The 17,603-nt window shown below is 68.0% G+C and carries 14 protein-coding genes; 8 read left to right on the top strand and 6 right to left on the bottom strand.

Going from position 1 to position 17,603, the window contains the following annotated elements; translation table 11 throughout:
* Nucleotides 1–237 precede the first annotated feature (237 nt).
* The 3 genes from N4261_RS12000 to otsB are packed head-to-tail and all read left to right on the top strand — an operon-like array spanning nucleotide 238 to nucleotide 4,015.
* Entirely contained in the window at nucleotides 238–975 is a 738-nt protein-coding gene (locus N4261_RS12000) for a hypothetical protein (protein ID WP_261760365.1), read from the top strand.
* On the top strand, nucleotides 972–3,254 hold the full coding sequence (locus N4261_RS11995) for an alpha,alpha-trehalose-phosphate synthase (UDP-forming) (RefSeq protein WP_261760364.1): 2,283 nt from the start codon (nucleotides 972–974) through the stop codon (nucleotides 3,252–3,254). Before N4261_RS12000 ends, N4261_RS11995 begins: the two co-directional genes overlap by 4 nt.
* A complete protein-coding gene (gene otsB / locus N4261_RS11990; RefSeq protein ID WP_261760363.1) occupies nucleotides 3,254–4,015 on the top strand; it encodes a trehalose-phosphatase in 762 nt (253 codons plus the stop codon). The genes N4261_RS11995 and otsB overlap by 1 nt, the downstream gene beginning before the upstream one ends.
* A 175-nt stretch (nucleotides 4,016–4,190) precedes the next feature.
* On the opposite strand, the gene N4261_RS11985 is transcribed toward otsB, so the two are convergent.
* The 3 genes from N4261_RS11985 to N4261_RS11975 all read right to left on the bottom strand — a co-directional run bounded on the left by N4261_RS11985 (nucleotide 4,191) and on the right by N4261_RS11975 (nucleotide 7,623).
* Entirely contained in the window at nucleotides 4,191–5,222 is a 1,032-nt protein-coding gene (locus tag N4261_RS11985; RefSeq protein WP_261760362.1) for a hypothetical protein, read from the bottom strand.
* A 60-nt stretch (nucleotides 5,223–5,282) separates the two neighbouring features.
* Nucleotides 5,283–6,116 carry a hypothetical protein gene (locus N4261_RS11980; protein ID WP_261760361.1) on the bottom strand — a complete coding sequence of 278 codons (834 nt, stop codon included), beginning with the start codon at nucleotides 6,114–6,116 and terminating at the stop codon, nucleotides 5,283–5,285.
* Nucleotides 6,117–6,501: 385 nt separating this feature from the next.
* Nucleotides 6,502–7,623 carry a mechanosensitive ion channel family protein gene (locus tag N4261_RS11975; RefSeq protein WP_261760360.1) on the bottom strand — a complete coding sequence of 374 codons (1,122 nt, stop codon included), beginning with the start codon at nucleotides 7,621–7,623 and terminating at the stop codon, nucleotides 6,502–6,504.
* A gap of 104 nt (nucleotides 7,624–7,727) precedes the next feature.
* Between N4261_RS11975 and N4261_RS11970 the strand changes: the two genes are divergently transcribed.
* Both N4261_RS11970 and N4261_RS11965 read left to right on the top strand, forming a co-directional pair.
* Nucleotides 7,728–8,588: a PRC-barrel domain-containing protein gene (locus N4261_RS11970; RefSeq protein ID WP_261760359.1), complete on the top strand. Its 861-nt coding sequence runs from the start codon at nucleotides 7,728–7,730 to the stop codon at nucleotides 8,586–8,588.
* Between the two features lie 158 nt (nucleotides 8,589–8,746).
* Complete coding sequence (locus N4261_RS11965; protein ID WP_261760358.1) at nucleotides 8,747–9,163, top strand: hypothetical protein; 417 nt, start codon at nucleotides 8,747–8,749, stop codon at nucleotides 9,161–9,163.
* 111 nt (nucleotides 9,164–9,274) lie between these two features.
* On the opposite strand, the gene rpoN is transcribed toward N4261_RS11965, so the two are convergent.
* Entirely contained in the window at nucleotides 9,275–10,678 is a 1,404-nt protein-coding gene (rpoN, locus tag N4261_RS11960; RefSeq protein ID WP_261760357.1) for an RNA polymerase factor sigma-54, read from the bottom strand.
* Nucleotides 10,679–11,613: 935 nt separating this feature from the next.
* Here rpoN and N4261_RS11955 point away from each other — a divergent pair.
* From N4261_RS11955 to N4261_RS11945, 3 genes are all read left to right on the top strand, one after another.
* Nucleotides 11,614–13,011, top strand: a complete 1,398-nt coding sequence (locus N4261_RS11955) for an AI-2E family transporter (protein ID WP_261760356.1) — start codon at nucleotides 11,614–11,616, stop codon at nucleotides 13,009–13,011.
* A 25-nt stretch (nucleotides 13,012–13,036) separates the two neighbouring features.
* Entirely contained in the window at nucleotides 13,037–15,490 is a 2,454-nt protein-coding gene (locus tag N4261_RS11950; RefSeq protein WP_261760355.1) for an ATP-binding protein, read from the top strand.
* 151 nt (nucleotides 15,491–15,641) lie between these two features.
* Nucleotides 15,642–16,094, top strand: coding sequence for a ferritin-like domain-containing protein (locus N4261_RS11945; RefSeq protein WP_261760354.1), 453 nt, complete (start codon nucleotides 15,642–15,644; stop codon nucleotides 16,092–16,094).
* A 296-nt stretch (nucleotides 16,095–16,390) separates the two neighbouring features.
* On the opposite strand, the gene N4261_RS11940 is transcribed toward N4261_RS11945, so the two are convergent.
* Together N4261_RS11940 and N4261_RS11935 are read right to left on the bottom strand one after the other, a co-directional pair.
* Nucleotides 16,391–16,921, bottom strand: coding sequence for a hypothetical protein (locus N4261_RS11940; RefSeq protein ID WP_261760353.1), 531 nt, complete (start codon nucleotides 16,919–16,921; stop codon nucleotides 16,391–16,393).
* Entirely contained in the window at nucleotides 16,896–17,597 is a 702-nt protein-coding gene (locus tag N4261_RS11935; RefSeq protein ID WP_261760352.1) for a hypothetical protein, read from the bottom strand. Before N4261_RS11935 ends, N4261_RS11940 begins: the two co-directional genes overlap by 26 nt.
* Nucleotides 17,598–17,603: the final 6 nt, after the last annotated feature.

The following is a 17,603-nucleotide window of genomic DNA, read 5'->3' as shown; positions in this document are numbered from 1 at the left end:
ATTCAGTAAGGCAGCCGCGGCCGGCCCCTTCCGTCGGTCGTGTCGCTCGAGACGGGTACATCGGCGGCTGGCGCCCGCCGTGCGGCGCTCGCCTGTGCTGGAGAACTTGAATTTCCGCCTTTTCGCAGGAGCGTGACGGGCCTTGGCCGTTCGCATCACGCGCGCCTGAAGAACAGGTCGGCACGGCAATTGCCAACGGTGGCGGGTAGTTGATTTTCTCTGTCACAGGAGTCGCCATTGAATGCTTTGCTGCTGCCGGCCTTGCGCCGGGTGCTTGCCGACGGTGTGTTGGCCAGTCTGTTCTCCGGACTGGCGGTGTTGCGCAGCAGCCGGACCGACCTCGCCCACCAGGTGGGCATGGCCGAATTGCGCGTGGGCAAGCCCCCGCTGAGTTCCCGCGCCGCCACCTTGGCTATGCACACCGCCACGTCGGTGATGTGGGGCGCGCTGTATGACCGCATGCGCGCCCTCCGCCGTCGGCCCGGCCGACTGGATGCCTGCACCGATGCGCTGCTGCTGGCCGCCGTGGCGGCAGGCATTGATCGGGTGGTGGGGCCGCGTCGGCTCACGCCGGGTGCGGACAAGCCGGCCTCGTCGCCACGGCCGTGGACCCTCTACGGCGGCTTTGCGGCTGGACTGGCGGTCGGCGGCCTGCTCGCCCTGCGGCATTCGCGGCCGGCGTGTGACGACGATGACGATGAAGCCCGCGATCAATGGGTGGACGATGCACCCCGCCGCGTCGGCACCGATCGCGACGCCAATGACGACCGGTACGGTGAATTCGGTGACGCGCTCGATGCGGTCGGCCAGCACCTCGGCGCGCCCCGCCCCGTGGGCGCCTGGGCGTCGGACAGCGGCTTGGCCACGCTGAAGGCTCGCGCTTCGGCGCTGCACGATCGACTGCTGCATCTGCAGCGCGATGCGGCGCAGGACGAGGCCGGGCCAACGCCCCGTCGCTTTGGGGGCCGCGCATGAAATCACTGCATCTGCAGATTCGCTTCCTGGTGCCGCTGCTGGCCACGTTGACCGTGGCCGCCTTGCTGGCGCTGCCGCTGCTGGACCAGATGACGCTGCGCTGGTTCTCGCGCGACCTGAGTGCACGCGGCGCCATGGTGGCCAAGACGCTCTCCTTGGCCATTTCCGACATCGAACCGGGCGCCAAGCGCGAGCGCCTGCGCGCCCTGCTGGAACGCGGGGTACTGGACGAGCGCCTGGTGGGCATTGCCTTCTGCAGCGCCGACGACCGCCAGGTGCTCAGCACCAAAGGTTTCCCGGACACGCTGAGCTGCAAGGAAGCGCGTGACGTGGCGGGTCAGAAGGACCCGCGCCTGGACCTGGCCAGCGGGGCGGTGCACATCGGCGTGTTCCCGGTCAGTCCGCAGCAGGCTGATTCCGATCGCCTGGTGCTGCTGCACGACCTGAGCCTGCCCGACCGGCGCAGCGTGGACACGCGGCGCTACATGATCATCTTCATCACCATCCTGGGACTGGCGATCGCCGGCATCACGATGATCGTGGCGCAGATCAGCTGGCGCGGCTGGGTCTCGGGCATGCGGGCCATCATGCGGGGCGAAGGTCTGGTGCGGCCGCTGCTGCAAAACGGCGGCGGCCCGGCGCCCGACAGTGCCCCGCCCGAACTCCAGCCGCTGGAGGTGGAGATCCGCCGCCATCTGCGGGAGCTGGAGGACAACTTCTACCGCGAGCACGGCCCGCTCACACCATGGGATCCGGAGCGCCTGCGCGGCCTGCTGCGCACCGAGCTGCGGGGCGACCAGGTGATCGTGGTGTCGAACCGCGAGCCCTACATCCACCTGCGCGGGCCCGACGGCATCAGCGTGAGTCGTCCGGCCAGTGGCTTGGTGACGGCCGTGGAGCCGGTGATGCGGGCCTGCTCCGGCACCTGGATCGCCCATGGCAGCGGCAATGCCGACCAGGAGGTGGTGGATGCCAACGACCGGGTGGCCGTGCCGCCGGACACCCAGGACTATGTGCTGCGCCGCATCTGGCTGACCGCCGAAGAAGAGGAAGGCTACTACCAGGGCTTCGCCAACGAAGGCCTGTGGCCGTTGTGTCACGTGGCCCATGTGCGGCCGGTGTTCCGGGAATCGGACTGGGCGCAATACCGTGCCGTGAACCAGCGATTCGCCGATGCGGTGGTCGCCGAAGCCCGCAGCGACGATCCGGTCGTGCTGGTGCAGGACTATCACTTCGCCCTGCTGCCGGCGATGGTGCGGGAGAAGCTGCCCAAGGCCACCATCATCACCTTCTGGCACATCCCATGGCCCAACCCGGAGTCCTTCGGCATCTGCCCTTGGCGGCGCGAATTGCTGCAGGGCATGCTGGGCAGCACCATCCTGGGCTTCCACACCCGGTTCCATTGCAAGAACTTCACCGAAACGGTCGACCGCTACCTGGAGGCCCGCATCGAGCACGAGCACTCCACCATCAGCTATCAGGGCGAACCGACGCTGGTGCAGAGCTATCCGATTTCGATTGCCTGGCCCACCGACGACGAGCGGGCCCAATGGCCGACCCCGGCCGCGGCCCGCGAAGCCGTCTTCGCGCGACTGGGCCTGGCGCCGGACACCATGCTGGCGGTGGGCGTGGACCGGTTCGACTACACCAAGGGCATCCTGGAACGGCTGCATGCGGTGGAACGCCTGCTGGAAAAGCACCCCGAATGGCAAGGCCGCTTCGTGATCGTTCAGGTCGCGGCACCGACCCGCAGCGCGCTGGATGAATACCGTGAATTCCAGGATCGGATCCAGCGGGTGACGGAGCGCATCAACCTGCGCTTCGGCCAGAGCGGCTACAAGCCGGTGCATCTGCTGGCGGAACATCACGACCATGCCGCGTTGATGGCGCTCTACCGCGCCGCCGACATGTGCGTGGTGACCAGCCTGCATGACGGCATGAACCTCGTCTGCAAGGAGTTCATCGCCGCCCGCGACGATGAACAGGGCGTGCTCATCCTCAGCCGTTTCGCCGGCGCCGCCCGCGAGCTGCCGGAAGCGCTGGTGATCAATCCCTACCATGTCGAGGAAACGACCGACGCCCTGCACCGCGCTGCCACCATGCCCCCGCAGGAGCAGCGTGAACGCATGGCCAGCCTGCGCATGACGGTGCGGGAGTTCAACGTCTACCGCTGGGCCGGCCGCATGCTGGCCGACGCGGGCCAATGGCGGCTGCGCGAACGCATCACCCGGCGTGTGCAACGGCGCTCCCGCGAGGGCGCGGAGGCGATGATCCCGTGATGCCGGTCCGACACCTTTTGGGACGCGACGGGACGCAAGCCCTGACCCAACTGATGCAGCAGCAGCCGCTGCTGGCGTTCGACTTCGACGGGACCCTTGCCCCGATCGTGATGCACCCGGACGAGGCCCGGGTGCCGGTGGAGGTGGCCCGGCAGCTGGAGCATCTGGCTCGGCGGGTGCCGGTGGCGGTGATCACCGGTCGGCAGGTGCTGGATGTCCGGCATCGGCTCGGCTTCGCCCCCACCCACATCGTCGGCAACCACGGGGCGGAGGATGAGTTCGACGGACCGGATCCCGGCGTGGTCCTGACCCTCAAGCCGTTTCGCGAGCGCGCCGATCGCTTCGAGCCGCTGCTCAGCCGCGTGGGGGCCAGCATCGAGGACAAGGGCGCCTCCATCGCCATCCACTATCGCCTGGCGGCGAATCCGGTCGAGGCGCGCGCCGCGATCGACGAGCTGCTGAGCGACTTGCCGGCCGGCGTGATCACCGAGCCCGGCAAGCGGGTCGTGAATGTGCTGGTGGCCGGCGCGCCGGACAAGGGCGATGCACTGGCCCGGCTGTGTGCCCGGTACGGCACCTCGGCGGCGTTCTATGCCGGCGACGACACCAACGACGAGCCGGCCTTCCGGCGCGCGGCCCCTGGCTGGGTGACCGCCCGGGTGGGCCCGCGGCTGGACCACAGCCACGCCGGCTTCTTCCTGCAGGAGCAGGCGGAGATGGACGAAGCCTTGCGGGTGATGCGGCAGGCCCTGGGCGACTGAGTCGCCCGGTCCGACACGTCCAGTGGAAGAGGACCGCGCGGCGTGACGCCGGCGCCAGGATCGGCGAGCCCGCATCCGCATCGCGCCGGCGCCAACTCGGGCGCCAACTCGGGCGCCAACTGGGTCGTGAACGCTGCCGTCAACCCGGGCGTCAACTCGGGCGTCAACCCGGACGTCAATGCGGAGTCGGGGGCTGCGGCGCGGCCGGGGCACGCGGCGACGGGCGTCGCGCCTGGCCGTTCCGGGGAAGGTCCGGCGCGTCGGTCGATCGGTTCAGTTGCCTGGCTGTCCGCACCAACTCGTCCATTTCGTAGAGGGCGCAGCGCATCTGGTCGCTGTTGAGGGCGTACTCGAACTCTGCTTCGAATCTGTCGAATCGCTCCGCCAGTCGGCCCAACGCCACCCCACCGGATTGACGCAGCTGCGACATGCCCGCCCGCAGTTCCTGATGCAGCTTGCACTGGTTGACCACCTCTTCCCACGCACGGTCGTTGACCATGAGCTGAAGGGTCGCGGCACACAGTCCACGGACCTGTTCCGTCGTCCGCATCGACGACTCCATCATGCCTTTGCCGAAGCAACGTCTCGCTTCGTCATGGAGGGCATGGGCCTTGTCGGCGCGCGGCTGCAAGGCCTCACGAACCCTGGCATCACAGCTTTCAATGAAACTGTCCAGGCGCCTCAGGTCGGTCCGCTCAGCCTTCTCCAGCGCCAGCAGCACGACACCGGTGCTGGTGGCCAGCTCCTCAGTCAGCCGCTTCGCCTCCGCCATGACCTCGGCGGTCACCATCGGTTCCCGAGCGCAATGTTGCAGCCGTTGGCAGCGTTGCCGCAGTTCCGCGCCATACGGCGTGCCGGTGGGCAACCGGCGCAGACGCGATTCGATCTTCTGCAACTCGTCGCGCAGATAACGGCTGGACACGGGCATCAACCCGGTCGGTGACGACCTTCCCGCGCCGGACCCCGGACCGTTCGGCATGCCGGGCAGCGACCGCCCATCCAGACGGTCTCGCAAGGTCGGGTCGATATCGAACGCCTCGAGGGTCGGGCGACGCTCAGCAAGACGAGACGGTCCGGTCAACGCCGGCCCGGCGCCCTGCACAGCGGGGCCCGCCTGCGCCAGCTTGCAGCCAGGGTTGTGCACCGGCGGGGTGGCCGCAGGCGCTGGGACGTCAGGCTGCGGGTCCTGGACGCGGAGGACGTCCATGGCGCGCCACATGGCCTCGCTGGGCGTGAGGAAGAACACCGTCAGTTCGCGTCGTCGTGGTCAGTTGGCGCGACCCTCGCCCATCGCCCAATCGTAGGGCGGTGGAAGATCTAACTCGCCGAGTTGGACGAGCTCCGGTGAAACGTATGTCGGTGGAAGTATCAAGCGGCGCCGTTGGACGAGCTCCAGTGCATTGCCCATGTCAATCAGCGCACTCTCAGCCTCCGAATGGCTTTCAGCCGTCTCGAAGCGGATCACTGACGCCTCGAATTGTTCGACGCCAAGCCGCCCCTCGCGTGAGGCGAGCAACCCGGTCTCTCGGGTCTTGAAGTCGTGGAAGAGGCCCTTCAGGGTGTGGCTCCTCCGAATCTGCTGCTCCGGATCCGGCCACTGAGTCGATGACCCCTCGAGCATCAGAAGTCCACCCGAGGTGGCCTTCTCGGCCACATCGGCCAACCCGGCGGCATACTCCAGGTGACCGCGGCCAAAGGCATCATGCGCTTGCTTCAACAGGCCACTGGCACTGCCCTCGCGTCGATGGCCCGCGTCGCGGAGTGTGCCCTGGGGAAAGCCCTTCGCGCGAGCCGACAGCTGACACCGCATTTCCTCGGTGCGATTCAACGCGTTCAGCACCATGTGCGCATACGCCACCTGGGACTGCAAGATCTGGACATTGGCGAGCCAGGTTTCGGTCCCGGTGCGACGCGATGGCGGCGAGTCGTTCAGCCGGCGACACTCGTTCGAGAGTGTCGAAGACAGGTGGGAGGGTTGAGGCAGTTTGTCGATCCGGCTCAAGATCGTCGCCAGCTTCTTCTTGACCTCCTGCGTCGAGGGCCGCTCAGCGGTCCCGGCTGCGCCCATCTGCAGATCCGTGGAGGGTTCTTGGGAGTTCAAGCGAGTAAACGGATAGCGAGCCGGCACGCTCGTATCGGGCGGAGCACCCGAAGCCCATTGGCTCCCGCCTGGTGCTTGCCCTGCTCGCCCGTGCGCGGCCTGCGCACCTGATGCCGCCTCGCCGCCGCGGACACTGGGTTGCCGCAGGGGCGTCGGGTCCGGCGTCTCCTGCGCGCTGAGACACCAGGAGCCGAGGGGAAAGCAGGAACTGAGATTGGGCATGAAGACATCCTCTGAACGATGGGGGCGACGGCCGGACAGGCGCCGGCCATCATTGGCGCGTCAGTAGGCGTGTCCTCGCCAATCGGTTCTGTCCAAGCAGGGGCCGGTGCAGCGACGCCGATCTGCCTCATTCACCGACGACCGGCAGTGAGCCGCGACGCGCTCAAGGCGCCGGCGACGGTGGCAACGACGGTGAGACCGCCGGCGCCGTGGGCGCCGCCCCGGCCTCCACCAGTCCTCGCAGGCGCGGCAATGACTGCGGGAACTCCTTCTGGATGAAGGCAATCAGCCCCTCTCGCAATTCGCATCGCAGGTCGAACGCCTTGCCGGAGTCTCGCGCGCTGACCAGGATGCGAAGCTGCATGGTGCGCTCGGTGGCTTCCACCACCTGCACCCCGCAGACTCGCCCATCCCAGTGGGCGGAGGCCTTGCACATCGCCTGCGCCTGCTGCCGGATCTGTGCCACCGGCAGCGTGTAGTCCACCCACAGCATCACCGAGCCCAGAATGCTGCTGCTGGTGCGGGTCCAGTTCTGGAACGGGTGCTCGATGAACCACTGCAGCGGAATGATCAACCGCCGCTCGTCCCAGATCTTCAGCACCACGTAGGTGGCCGTGATCTCCTCCACACGACCCCACTCGCCTTCGATGATCAGCACATCATCCAGCCGGATCGGCTGAGCCATGGCGATCTGCAGGCCGGCGAGCAGGTTGCCGAACACCGACTTGGCGGCCAGACCGATCACCAGCCCCGCGATGCCGGCGGAGGCCAGCAGGCTGGTGCCGAGTTGGCGCGCCTTGGGAAACGTCATCAGCACGAAGGCCAGCGCCGCCAGCAGCACCGCGCTGCTGGCGATGCGCGACAGCACCTTGGTCTGGGTCTGGATGCGGCGCGCGTTGAGGTTGTCCTCGACATCCGCCGGATGCAGGGCCGCGATGCCGGCCGCCGCGCCGCGAATCGCGGACATGCCCACCCAGGCCACCGCCAGGATGGTCAGCACGCCCAGCAGATGCTGCAGGCCCGCATTGCCCGGCACCGTCTCCGGAATGCCCTGCGCCGCGATCAGCAATCCGATGAGCGGCATCGCCCAACGGGTCGGTCGATCGATGCGTTTGACCACCGCGGTCAGCAGCACCGAAAAGCGTGCCAGCCGCAGCGCCAGCGGACGAAGCAGCCGGTGCAGCACCAGGGCGCCCAGCACGATGATCAGCGCGCCCAGCAACAACTGGCCCCACAACATGAGGTCCAGCGGCAGTGTCGTGAGTTGTTCTCGCCATGTGTCCATGCGGCGCTGGGCGGCAAGGGACGTTCCAACCTGCGCCACCAACAGGCATGGACGTTGCCGATCGCCGGTATCGCGTCATCCCGTTACCGACGCCAGGAGATTTCATGAAGACATCGCTTCGTTTCACATCGATCGGCCGCCGGCTGCCCGCCACCGCCGCCACGCTGCTGATGGGCGCGTGCCTGGCCGTGATGGCGCCGGCACACGCACAAGCACAGACCGCCGCGCCTGACACACCCACCGCCGCCCCGCCGCAGGCCTCGGTCACTCGTGACGCGCGGGCGAGCAAGCTGATCGGCAAGGAAGTGCGCAATCCGCAGCACCAGAAACTGGGCGAGATCCGGGACCTGATCCTGGACGTCAACAACGACGCGATCCATTACGCGATCCTGTCCTTCGGCGGCGCGATGGGCGTGGGCGACAAGCTGTTCGCCTTCCCGCTGACGGCCTTCCAATACCAGGGCGCCAATGAAGACCTGGTGCTGGACGTGACCAAGGAGCGACTGCGCAGCGCACCCGGCTTCGAGAAACGCAACTGGCCCAACTGGGCCCAGCCCGACTACGCCATGGAGCTGGAACGCTACTTCGGTGCCACCGGCAAGATCCCGGCGCGCCCGAATGCGCGCCTGCTGCGCGCGAGCGATCTGCTGGGCAAGAACGTGGACGACCAGAACGGCAAGGATGCCGGCCGCGTCGAGGACCTGGTCGTGTCCCTGCGCACCGCCCACGTGCGTTATGTCGTGCTGGAGTTCGACCGTGCCTGGAGCCTGAATGACAAGCTGCTGGCCCTGCCGATGAAGGCGCTGAAAGTGCCCGACGACAAGAAGAACGATCTGGTGCTGACCCTCACCCGCAACGACCTCGATGCCCAGCAGGCCTTTGACCGCAAGCAATGGCCCGACCTGAACGAGCCGGGTTACCGCAGCTCGGTGGACAACTGGCTGGCCAAGCTGCGCCAGCACTGACGCCGACCGGGGGCGCGGATCGCAGGCCCGCGACCGCGCCCTGCGCCGCACAGGGTGGGCGGCCGGTTTGCCGAGGCAAGACATCACCAGGCGCCGACCGAGCCCGACAGGCCCACCGCCGCCATGGACCGACCGATCCATCACGCAAAGAGATTGCCATGACCACCAAGACCCCCTCCCCGACCACCCATCGCCCGGATGCCGACGCCCCTGGGCGCGCCGTCGACCCCGCACTGCATGCCAAGGTGGATCAGTTGCTGTCCCAAGCCCCGCTGGCCCAAGGCGTGGAACCGCTGGGCGGTGCCCACATCGGCGGGAACGATGTGCAGCTGCCGCATGAGCGCGACCAATCCACCGGTGCCGATTCCACCGGCGCCATGGGCACCGGCGCAGCAGGCGCCGAGCAGCGCGACCAGATGGGACAGGCCCATGAGGACCTTCGCCAGGGCCAGGTCGACACCGACATGCGCGCCACGCCGGGCCTGGATGCACAGCGCCGTGAGGGGCTGGTGCCGGAATCGACCGCCAAGGACTCGCCCACCGAGCGCACCGACCGGACGCCGGTCCGCCGCTGACCGCCAGGGACCGCCGATGACCGCCGATCACTGACTCTGCGCGGTCCGAAAATGACGACGGGGCCCATCGGGCCCCGCGTTGTCTCCTCGGCTGTTCCGCCTCTTCGTTGTTCAGCTGTGCTGTCGGCGCCGATCCACTGCTTCGATGCGCAGCATCTGGCGGTACTTGGTCACCGTGCGCCGCGCCACCACCAGACCCTGGCGGGCCAGTTGGCGGGTGATCTCGGCGTCGGACAGCGGGGTCTCGGGCTTTTCGGCCTCGATGATGTCCTTGATCAGGCCGCGGATCGCGGTGCCCGAGCAGGCGCTGCCGTTGCTGCTCACGATGGCGCGGGAGAAGAAATACTTCAGCTCGTAGACGCCGGTCGGCGTGGCCAGGAACTTGTTGTTCGTGACCCGCGACACCGTGGATTCATGGATGCCCACCTCGTCGGCGATTTCCTTGAGGCCGAGCGGCTTCATGGCCATCGCACCGAACTCCAGGAAGTGGCGCTGCCGCTTCACGATGGCATCGGCCACGTCCAGGATGGTGGAGAAGCGCTGTTCGATGTTGCGCATCGTCCAGCGGGCTTCCTGCAGATGATTGGCCATCTCTGCATGTCCCTGGTTGCGATGACGCTGGAACAGCTCGGCATAGACCTGGTTCATCCGCACCTTCGGAATGACCGCCGGATTGAGCTGCACCCGCCATTGGCCGCGCACCTTGGTCGTCAGCACGTCCGGCACGATGTAGGCCGCCTGCGAGGTCTCGTAACGCCAGCCCGGCCGTGGGTCGAAACGACGCAGCTTCAGGCAGACCGTTTCCGCCTCGGCCACGGTGATGTCGAGCAGTTGCGCCAAGCCGGGAATGTCACGCGAGGCCAGCAGATTCAAATGCTGGGTGATGATGCGCTCCGCCAACGACCGGCTGCGCATGCAGTCGATCTTGGGCAGTTGCAGAAGCAGGCACTCGGCCACATTGCGTGCGCCCACGCCGAGCGGGTCCAGTGCCTGCACCCGCTTGAGCGCAATCTGCATTTCGCCGATCTCGACCGGCGGATGCATCTGCACCACGGCGGCCAGCTCTTCCAGCGAACTGCGCAGATAGCCGTCGTCATCGACCGATTCGGCGATCACCGAGGCCAGCAGCAGATCCCGCGACGACAGCCGCAGCACATTCAGCTGACTGCGCAGATGTTCCCGCAGCGAAGTCTGCGCCGCAGTCATCTCCAAGGCGCTGAGTTCGCCGTCTTCCGCCCGGCGCAGCGAGCCGGAGCTTTCGGCGCGCCAGATCTCGCGGTCATCGGGCAGGGGTTCCGGGGAATCCGCCATCACCGGTTGGGCGGCGACCGCCATCTCCGATTCCAGCGAACCGCCGTCGTCCTGACCCTCGGTCACTTCGAGGAAGGGGTTGCGCCCCAGCATGTCGGTGACCATGGTCGAAAAGTCCAATGAGGACATCTGCAGCAGCCGGACAGCGTGCTGCAGGCGCGGCGACAGCGTCTGCGACTGCCTGTGCTCGTGCCGTAGTTCCATTGCTCCCACTGTTGCCACTCCTGTCTGGTAGGTAATGCGATCACTGCCGATCGGCGATCGGCGGGTGATCCATGAACGGCCTGGACCGTTCCGAATCGACCTAGACGCAAGACCCATGCCGCCCGTCGAAAAATCACGTTTTCGACTGCGCTCGCATCGATGACTGATGTCGCAAAAGCAGTGAAGACCATCCCCATCACGCGCTCCGACGCGGCGCCCGATTCCCCGCAAACCCCCTAGGCACGGGGCCTGCCGGTCAATGCACGCGGCAGACCGCTACAAACCGCGCTCCCGGCGCCGCGCCGAGTAAAGCGCCTTCCCACTCATCCGACGCACCCCTGCGGCGCGGAAAGGGTTGCGGCAGCATTTACCGAATCGGTCTGTACCCGCGCTGTGATCGGCAAGCCGGCGGAGGATTCTTCAGTCGTTCCTGCCGACCCTGCGGGCAGCTGGTCGCGGTGACGCGCATCGAGCCGCCAGCTTGGTGGACGTCGACACCGACCGACACAACTTCGACTGCGGGACGCGTCGCCACCTCGTTTCCTCAGGGTGGCGGCCACGCCGCTGCGCCGCTGCCACGAGGTCTGAGAGGTCTGTCGATCCCGAACTGGCTGACAGCGGCTGTGACTTCCTCACGAATGTCACCGTCACCGCGCTCGCATGGCCCGCAGTTTGCTTTGACAAGCCTGGACGAGGGTCGACCGGCGTGTCTTGCAGCATCCTCACCCGACGCACTGCACACACGAGAAATCGAACAATGTTGAGGAGCCCCACCATGACCTGCGCCATCCCCAGCGCCCGCCCTGGCGACCGCCCCTGCGCTGACGCCAGGGCCCTGTCCGGCTCCCGCCTGCTGCGCCTCTGCACGCTGCCGACGCGGGCAGCGCGGTGCGACGCGCGCGTCACCCGCTGACTGCTGAACCGGGACCGCCATCTTGCGCGCCATCATCCTCCCCGGTCCTGCGGCACGCCGCTGGGCGTCCCGTGGTCTGCTGCTCATCGCGTTGCTGTTCCTGCTGCGGGCGGCGAGTGCGATCGTGCTGCCGATCCTCGCCGCGCTGATCCTCACCTTCGTGCTGGCCCCGGCCGTCCGCACCTTCCGCCACCACCGCATTCCTGAAGCCATCAGCGCGGCGATGCTGGTGACCACGCTGGTCGGCACCTCGGTGCTGGCGCTGGCGCTGCTGGCGGAGCCGGCGGCGCAATGGTGGCAGCGCGCGCCGCAGGCGGTGTCCGAAGCACTGGCCCGGGTGGATCGCTGGCGCGCCACCGTGCCGGGATTCGGGCCACCGGCCGAGCGCCGGGTGGCCGGGCGTGCGGCGCAGCCGGCCAATGATCCGGTGCGCGAGCGCCTGGCCAGCGAAAGCATCGCGCTCACCGCGCAGGTGCTGGGTCAGGGGGTGCGTTTCGTGGTGTCGGCCGCAGCGACCACCATCCTGTTGTACTTCCTCCTGGCGTCCGAGCACTGGGTGCTGTCGCGATGCATCGAACTGCTGCCCCCCCGACCGCGATTGCGGGCGATGGTGCTGGGCGGGCTGCGCGCGGCACAGCGGGACATCTCGCGCTATGTGGTCTCGGTCGGCCTGATCAATGCGGGTGTGGGCCTGGCCACGGCCTCGGTGATGTGGTGGGTGGACCTGCCCAATCCGGGCCTGTGGGGAGCCATGGCGGCGCTGATGAACTTCATCCCCTACCTGGGGCCGCTGATCATGGCCGGCCTGGTGCTGTGCGCTTCACTGGCCTCGTCCCTGGGCGACGGGGGCGCCTTGGCGCTCCTGGGGCCGACACTGGCCTATCTGCTTATTCACGGGGTGGAGGCCAATGTGATCACGCCCTTCGTGGTGGGCAAGCGGCTGGCAATGAATCCGCTGTCGGTGCTGCTGTCGGTCATGTTCTGGGGATGGCTGTGGGGCGTGGCCGGTGCGGTGATGGCCGTGCCCTTGCTGATCTGCCTGCGCAGCATCAGCCAGCGCAACCGCCGCATGCGGCCGGTGGCTGTCTACCTGCAAGGCAGTGACCGCCCCTGTCCCAGCCTTCGGTCGCTGCTTCAGCCCACGACCATTGCCACCACCACCATCGAGACCACGACCTACTCGGCGTCGGAGACCCGGGGCGCGCCGGTGGCCGGCCTGTCGGTGCCGCCCGAGCCCGCGCGCAGCGATGTCGACCTGGCGGGTGTGGATATCGGCCCGCCGACCGCAGCCGCACCCGGCAGTGCCGAACTGTTCCCGCCGGACGTCGCTCCGGTGACCACCCGGAGCGAAACCCTGACCGAGACCCGTACCGAGATCCAGACGATCGTGCCGCCGACACCGGCGCGCGTCGCCCCCTAGTCGCCCTTAGACTGCCACACCCGAATTGAACAGCACCGCCCACCCTCTGCCGCGCCGTCGCGGCGCCAGAGCCCTGCCGCTCTGGCGCGCCCGTACGGCCTTGTCTGCTCAGCCCATGCCCTTGTCGATCCGTACCCGTCTGCTGTTGTTGGTTGTTTCCGTGATGCTGCCGGGCGTACTGGCGGCGCTGTGGGTCAGTTGGCAGACCTGGAACGACGAGCGCGATGCCCTGGTGCGACGCATGCGGGACAACACCCGCGCGCTGTCGATGGTGGTGGACCGGGAACTGACGCAGCGTGCCGGCATTGCACGGGTGCTGTCCCTGTCCCAGATGCTGGACAACGCACCGCAGCTGTCGCCCGAAGAACTGGCCACGCTGGAGCTGCAGTCGCGTCGCGCCATGCAGGGCCTGGGCGGCTGGGTCGAGCTGACGGCCGGCGACCGCACCCTGTTCACCACCCGCGTCCCGGCAGGCGGCTCGCGCGGTCTCGGACCGGCTGAAGGCGCCCCCGGTCAGTCGCTCTCCCCGAACCTCGCGACCAATTCGAACGAAGCCGCCCTGTCATCCCCCCCATCGACACTGTCTGCAGCAGCGACATCGCCCGCCGCGTCCCCGGCCAACCATGCGGCATCGGCCATGGGTCGCGGCACGCCGGCCCCGCTGGTGGACCGTCCGGTCTTTGGCGCGCTTCAACCGGATCCGACGACCGGCGAGTTGCGCGCCGCCATCGTCCAGCCGGTGGAGCGCAACGGCCGGGTGCTGCTCAACCTGGCGGTGACGCTGATGCCGCAGGAGTTGCAGCAGGTCATCGACAAGCAGCAGCTGCCGCCGGAATGGACGGCCACCATCATGGACGCCAGCGGCACCGTGGTGGCACGCCATCCGGGCGGGGTGAGTTATGCGGGCCGAGGCGCCACCGACGACATCCGTCGGATGCTGGCCTCCCGCAGCGAATCGGTGTTCGAGTCGACCAACCTCGATGGGCAGCCGGTGATCGGCTACTACAGCACCTCGCCGCAGGGCTGGACCTTCCTCACCGCGATCCCGCGGCAGACCTTGCTCGGGGGGCGCGCGCGGGCCCTGCAGCCGATCGTGATCGGCGCACTGATCCTGTTGCTGAGCGGTTTCATCGCCGCGCGCTGGATTGCCCGTCGCATCTCGATGCCGATCCAGGAGCTCAATGAGATCGCGAACAAGCTGCGCGCGGGCGAGCCCGTCACCGCGCCGCCGACCGGCGTGGCCGAATGCGATGCGGTGGCGCTGGCGCTGGAGGATGCGAGCGCGGCGATCCGCCAGGGCCGCAGCGAGCTGCAGCACCGGGTGAATGAAGCGATCGAGCGCACCCGTGAGGCCGAACAGCGCAGTTCGAACACGCAACGCACGGCGGCGCTGGGGCGCCTCACTGGCGGCGTGGCCCACGACTTCAACAACCTGCTGGGCGTGATCAGCAACAGCGCACACCTGCTGCAACGCAGTCCGCATGCGGACACCCTGGCCATGCCGATCGGCGCAATCATGCGGTCGGTCGAGGTCGGCAGCCGGCTGACGCAGCATCTGCTGCGGGTGGCGGGTCGACAGCCGGTGCATCCGCAGGTGGTGGACTTGAACTCCACGCTGAGCGAGATGCGTGAGCTGCTGGTCACGGTGCTGGGCAAGCGGATGCAGTTCGCGATGACGGTCGCGCCGGACACGCAGAGCGTGCTGGTCGATCCGTCGGAGCTGGAGCTGGCGCTGATCAACATCGCGCTCAATGCCCGCGATGCCACCAACGGCGTGGGCGAGATCGTGCTGGAGGCGCGCAATGCGGAGTCCTTTGATCAGCACGACCTGGCCCCGGGCGACTATGTCGTCATCACCTTCACCGACCATGGCGACGGCATCCCTGAAGACGTCCAACCACGGGTGTTCGAGCCCTTCTTCACCACCAAGGCCGTCGGCAAGGGCACCGGGCTGGGGCTGAGCCAGGTGATGGGCTTTTGCGTGCAGGCCGGAGGCACCGCGCGGGTGGCCAGCCAACCGGGCCATGGCACCACCGTCACCCTGCTGCTGCCGGCTCGCACCAGCGCGCCGGCGGTGCGGCCCGAAAAGACGGCGGAGCCGGGCAGCCTCTCGGGCGTGCGCGTGCTGCTGGTCGAAGACAACGATGAATTGAACCGCGTCACCGCCAGCCTGCTGCGCAGCTTCTCCTGCCAGGTGGTCACGGCGCACGATGCGGAGGAAGCCCTGCGCCAATACGGCAGCGGTGCGGCGATCGACGTCGTGCTGTCGGATGTGGTGATGCCGGGCGCGATGGACGGCCAGGCGCTGGCGCGGGAGCTGCGTCGCCGCCGACCGGGATTGCCGATCGTGCTGATCAGCGGCTACAGCACGGCGCTGACGGCGGAATCGTCCTTCCCGGTGCTGCGCAAGCCGGCCTCCCCGGCACAGGTGCTGGATGCGCTGGCCCGGGCGATGGGACGGCCGGTGGTGGCGGGATGACAGCCGCAGCAAGAAGCCGCTGACCGTCATGTCAAATGGGTCGGGCATCGCTGTGAAGCGATGCCCGATTTGCTTGATGACCAGGAACGCGGCCGGGTATGCGCCTTGCTGAATCAGCCTCATCCCCACCACTTCCTGAAAGGCCTTCCCCATGGACAACAAGGACATCAACGACGAGCTCAATACGCTCATCGAGACCTGCAAAGACGGCGAGTACGGTTTCCTGAGCTGCGCCGAGCATGTGCGCAGCACCAGCCTGCGCGAAGTCTTCGCGCAGCGCGCTGCCGAATGCCGCCAAGCCAGTTCGGAGCTTCAGCAACTGGTGCGTCAGCACGGCGGCAAGCCGGAAGAAGATGGCAGCACCTCCGGCGCCATGCACCGCGGCTGGGTCGCCGTGAAGGGCACCCTCACCGGCTACAGCGACGTGGCCATGCTGGAAGAATGCGAACGCGGCGAGGATGTCGCGGTGGCACGCTACCGCAAGGCGGCCCAGAAGGATCTGCCCGCCGGCGTGATGGACGTGGTTCAGCGCCAGATGGCCGGCGTGCTTCGCAATCACGATCAGATCCGATTGCTGCGCGATCAAGCGCGTCAAGCCGCCTGATTGCAGCCCTCACGCATCACGCATCACGCGCCACGCGCCACGGCGATTCCCGCGACCAGCGTCGCCGGCGACGTCTGACCGCCTTGCATCGGTACGGTCAGCCCGGCGTGTGACGAGACCCTCAGGGCCCGCGATGCGGGCCCTTCTTACGTGCAACAACTGCCGGCGTGGGTCCAGCCTTGCATGGGCGCCCCCATGAAAAACGCCCACGATCTCCAGCACTGGACATCGTGGGCAATTCGCGAGTGAGGAACCGGGCGTTCAGCCGTTGGACTTCAACGCCGGCGCTCGACTGATCAGTCGCCGCTGCTGCGCGCAGCCGCGCCGGGAGCCTCAGCGGACGGCTCTCCCGCCTTCGGCCTTTGACGGCGACGACCTTCGATGAAGCCGGCCACCACCCCCAACACCAGTTGCGTCGTTTCGGGTCCGAGCTTCTGACGCATGTGCGCCGGCATCAGTCCCCACAGCAAGGTCAGGGTCTGGAGCAAGCCGACCTCCGGCCGCTTGGCATCATGACCAGGCGATTCGGTCGCATGGGCATGTCGCGCGTGGGCGGTCGGATGCGCCGCATGCACCGGCGCGTCATGACGTCCGTGTCGACCTCGCGGCGGCTTGCGGCGGAACAAGCGCATGAACAGCCAGCTGGAACCGACGCCGGCCAGCGGCAACAGCCAGCGCGTCGGCGCCAGGGCCGCCTTGCCCCGGTGCTGGAGCGACTGCCAATGCCGATGGAAGGCCATGTCGCGCTGAACCACACGCAGCTCGATCAGATCGATGTGGGCGGACAGCTCGTCCAGGGACTCAGGGGGTGGTAGCGGTGCGGCCATCGTCGGGAGGTGCCGGAGCATCCTGTGGGTCGTTGAACAGCCAGTGGAACTGGCGACGGGAAGCCGGGAGCGACAGCAAGGGCATCAACGATTTCATCGCAGCCACCATCCACAGCAACAGCAGCAGATTGGCACCCAGCACCGCCGCACAGGCCCAGGGCCAGGACAGCCCCAGTTGCACCGCCAACGCCGCCAGGCCGGCCCACAGCGCCAGCCAGGCGGTGGCGCCCGCAATCGCCGCCACGACCAGCAGCACGACCAGGCTCATCAGGCCCTGCTGCGCCCGCTGCAGCTCCAGGGACAGCAACAGCAGCCGCCCTTGAACCATGCCCCGCAGCGAGCCGGTCAGGCCTTTCAGGTCACCCATCCAGCCGATGTCGGGCGGCGCGGACGACGTGCCGTCCGCTGCACCCGGACTCGCACCCGTGCCGGGGTGCGCCTGATAGCCGTCGCCAGCGCCCGGGATCGGCCCTGCATCGGCAGGTCGATCCTGGTGGACGCCGGCCTCGGGCGTGGGTCGGACGCCGCCCCAGCCATCGGCGGCGCCGTCACCGGGGAACGGTGGAGGCGCCGCCGGCGGACGCGGCGGTACAGGCACCTGGGAGGACGCGCCCGACAAGGCGCCCGCATCGGTCGAAGCGGCAGGAGGCAGAGAGTCGCGACGCGGATCGCTCATGGGCGC

The sequence above is a fragment of the Roseateles amylovorans genome (assembly GCF_025398155.2).
Lineage (GTDB): Bacteria > Pseudomonadota > Gammaproteobacteria > Burkholderiales > Burkholderiaceae_C > Roseateles > Roseateles amylovorans.
The sequence above is the reverse complement of the archived record's forward strand: the minus strand, read 5'-3'. Positions and strand labels throughout refer to the sequence as shown.

Coding starts and splice junctions, on each gene's coding strand:
- N4261_RS11995 (WP_261760364.1), top strand. CDS start 972: ATGAAATCACTGCATCTGCAGATTCGCTTCCTGGTGCCGCTGCTGGCC.
- otsB (WP_261760363.1), top strand. CDS start 3,254: ATGCCGGTCCGACACCTTTTGGGACGCGACGGGACGCAAGCCCTGACC.
- N4261_RS11985 (WP_261760362.1), bottom strand. CDS start 5,222: ATGGACGTCCTCCGCGTCCAGGACCCGCAGCCTGACGTCCCAGCGCCT.
- N4261_RS11975 (WP_261760360.1), bottom strand. CDS start 7,623: ATGGACACATGGCGAGAACAACTCACGACACTGCCGCTGGACCTCATG.
- N4261_RS11970 (WP_261760359.1), top strand. CDS start 7,728: ATGAAGACATCGCTTCGTTTCACATCGATCGGCCGCCGGCTGCCCGCC.
- N4261_RS11965 (WP_261760358.1), top strand. CDS start 8,747: ATGACCACCAAGACCCCCTCCCCGACCACCCATCGCCCGGATGCCGAC.
- rpoN (WP_261760357.1), bottom strand. CDS start 10,678: ATGGAACTACGGCACGAGCACAGGCAGTCGCAGACGCTGTCGCCGCGC.
- N4261_RS11945 (WP_261760354.1), top strand. CDS start 15,642: ATGGACAACAAGGACATCAACGACGAGCTCAATACGCTCATCGAGACC.
- N4261_RS11940 (WP_261760353.1), bottom strand. CDS start 16,921: ATGGCCGCACCGCTACCACCCCCTGAGTCCCTGGACGAGCTGTCCGCC.
- N4261_RS11935 (WP_261760352.1), bottom strand. CDS start 17,597: ATGAGCGATCCGCGTCGCGACTCTCTGCCTCCTGCCGCTTCGACCGAT.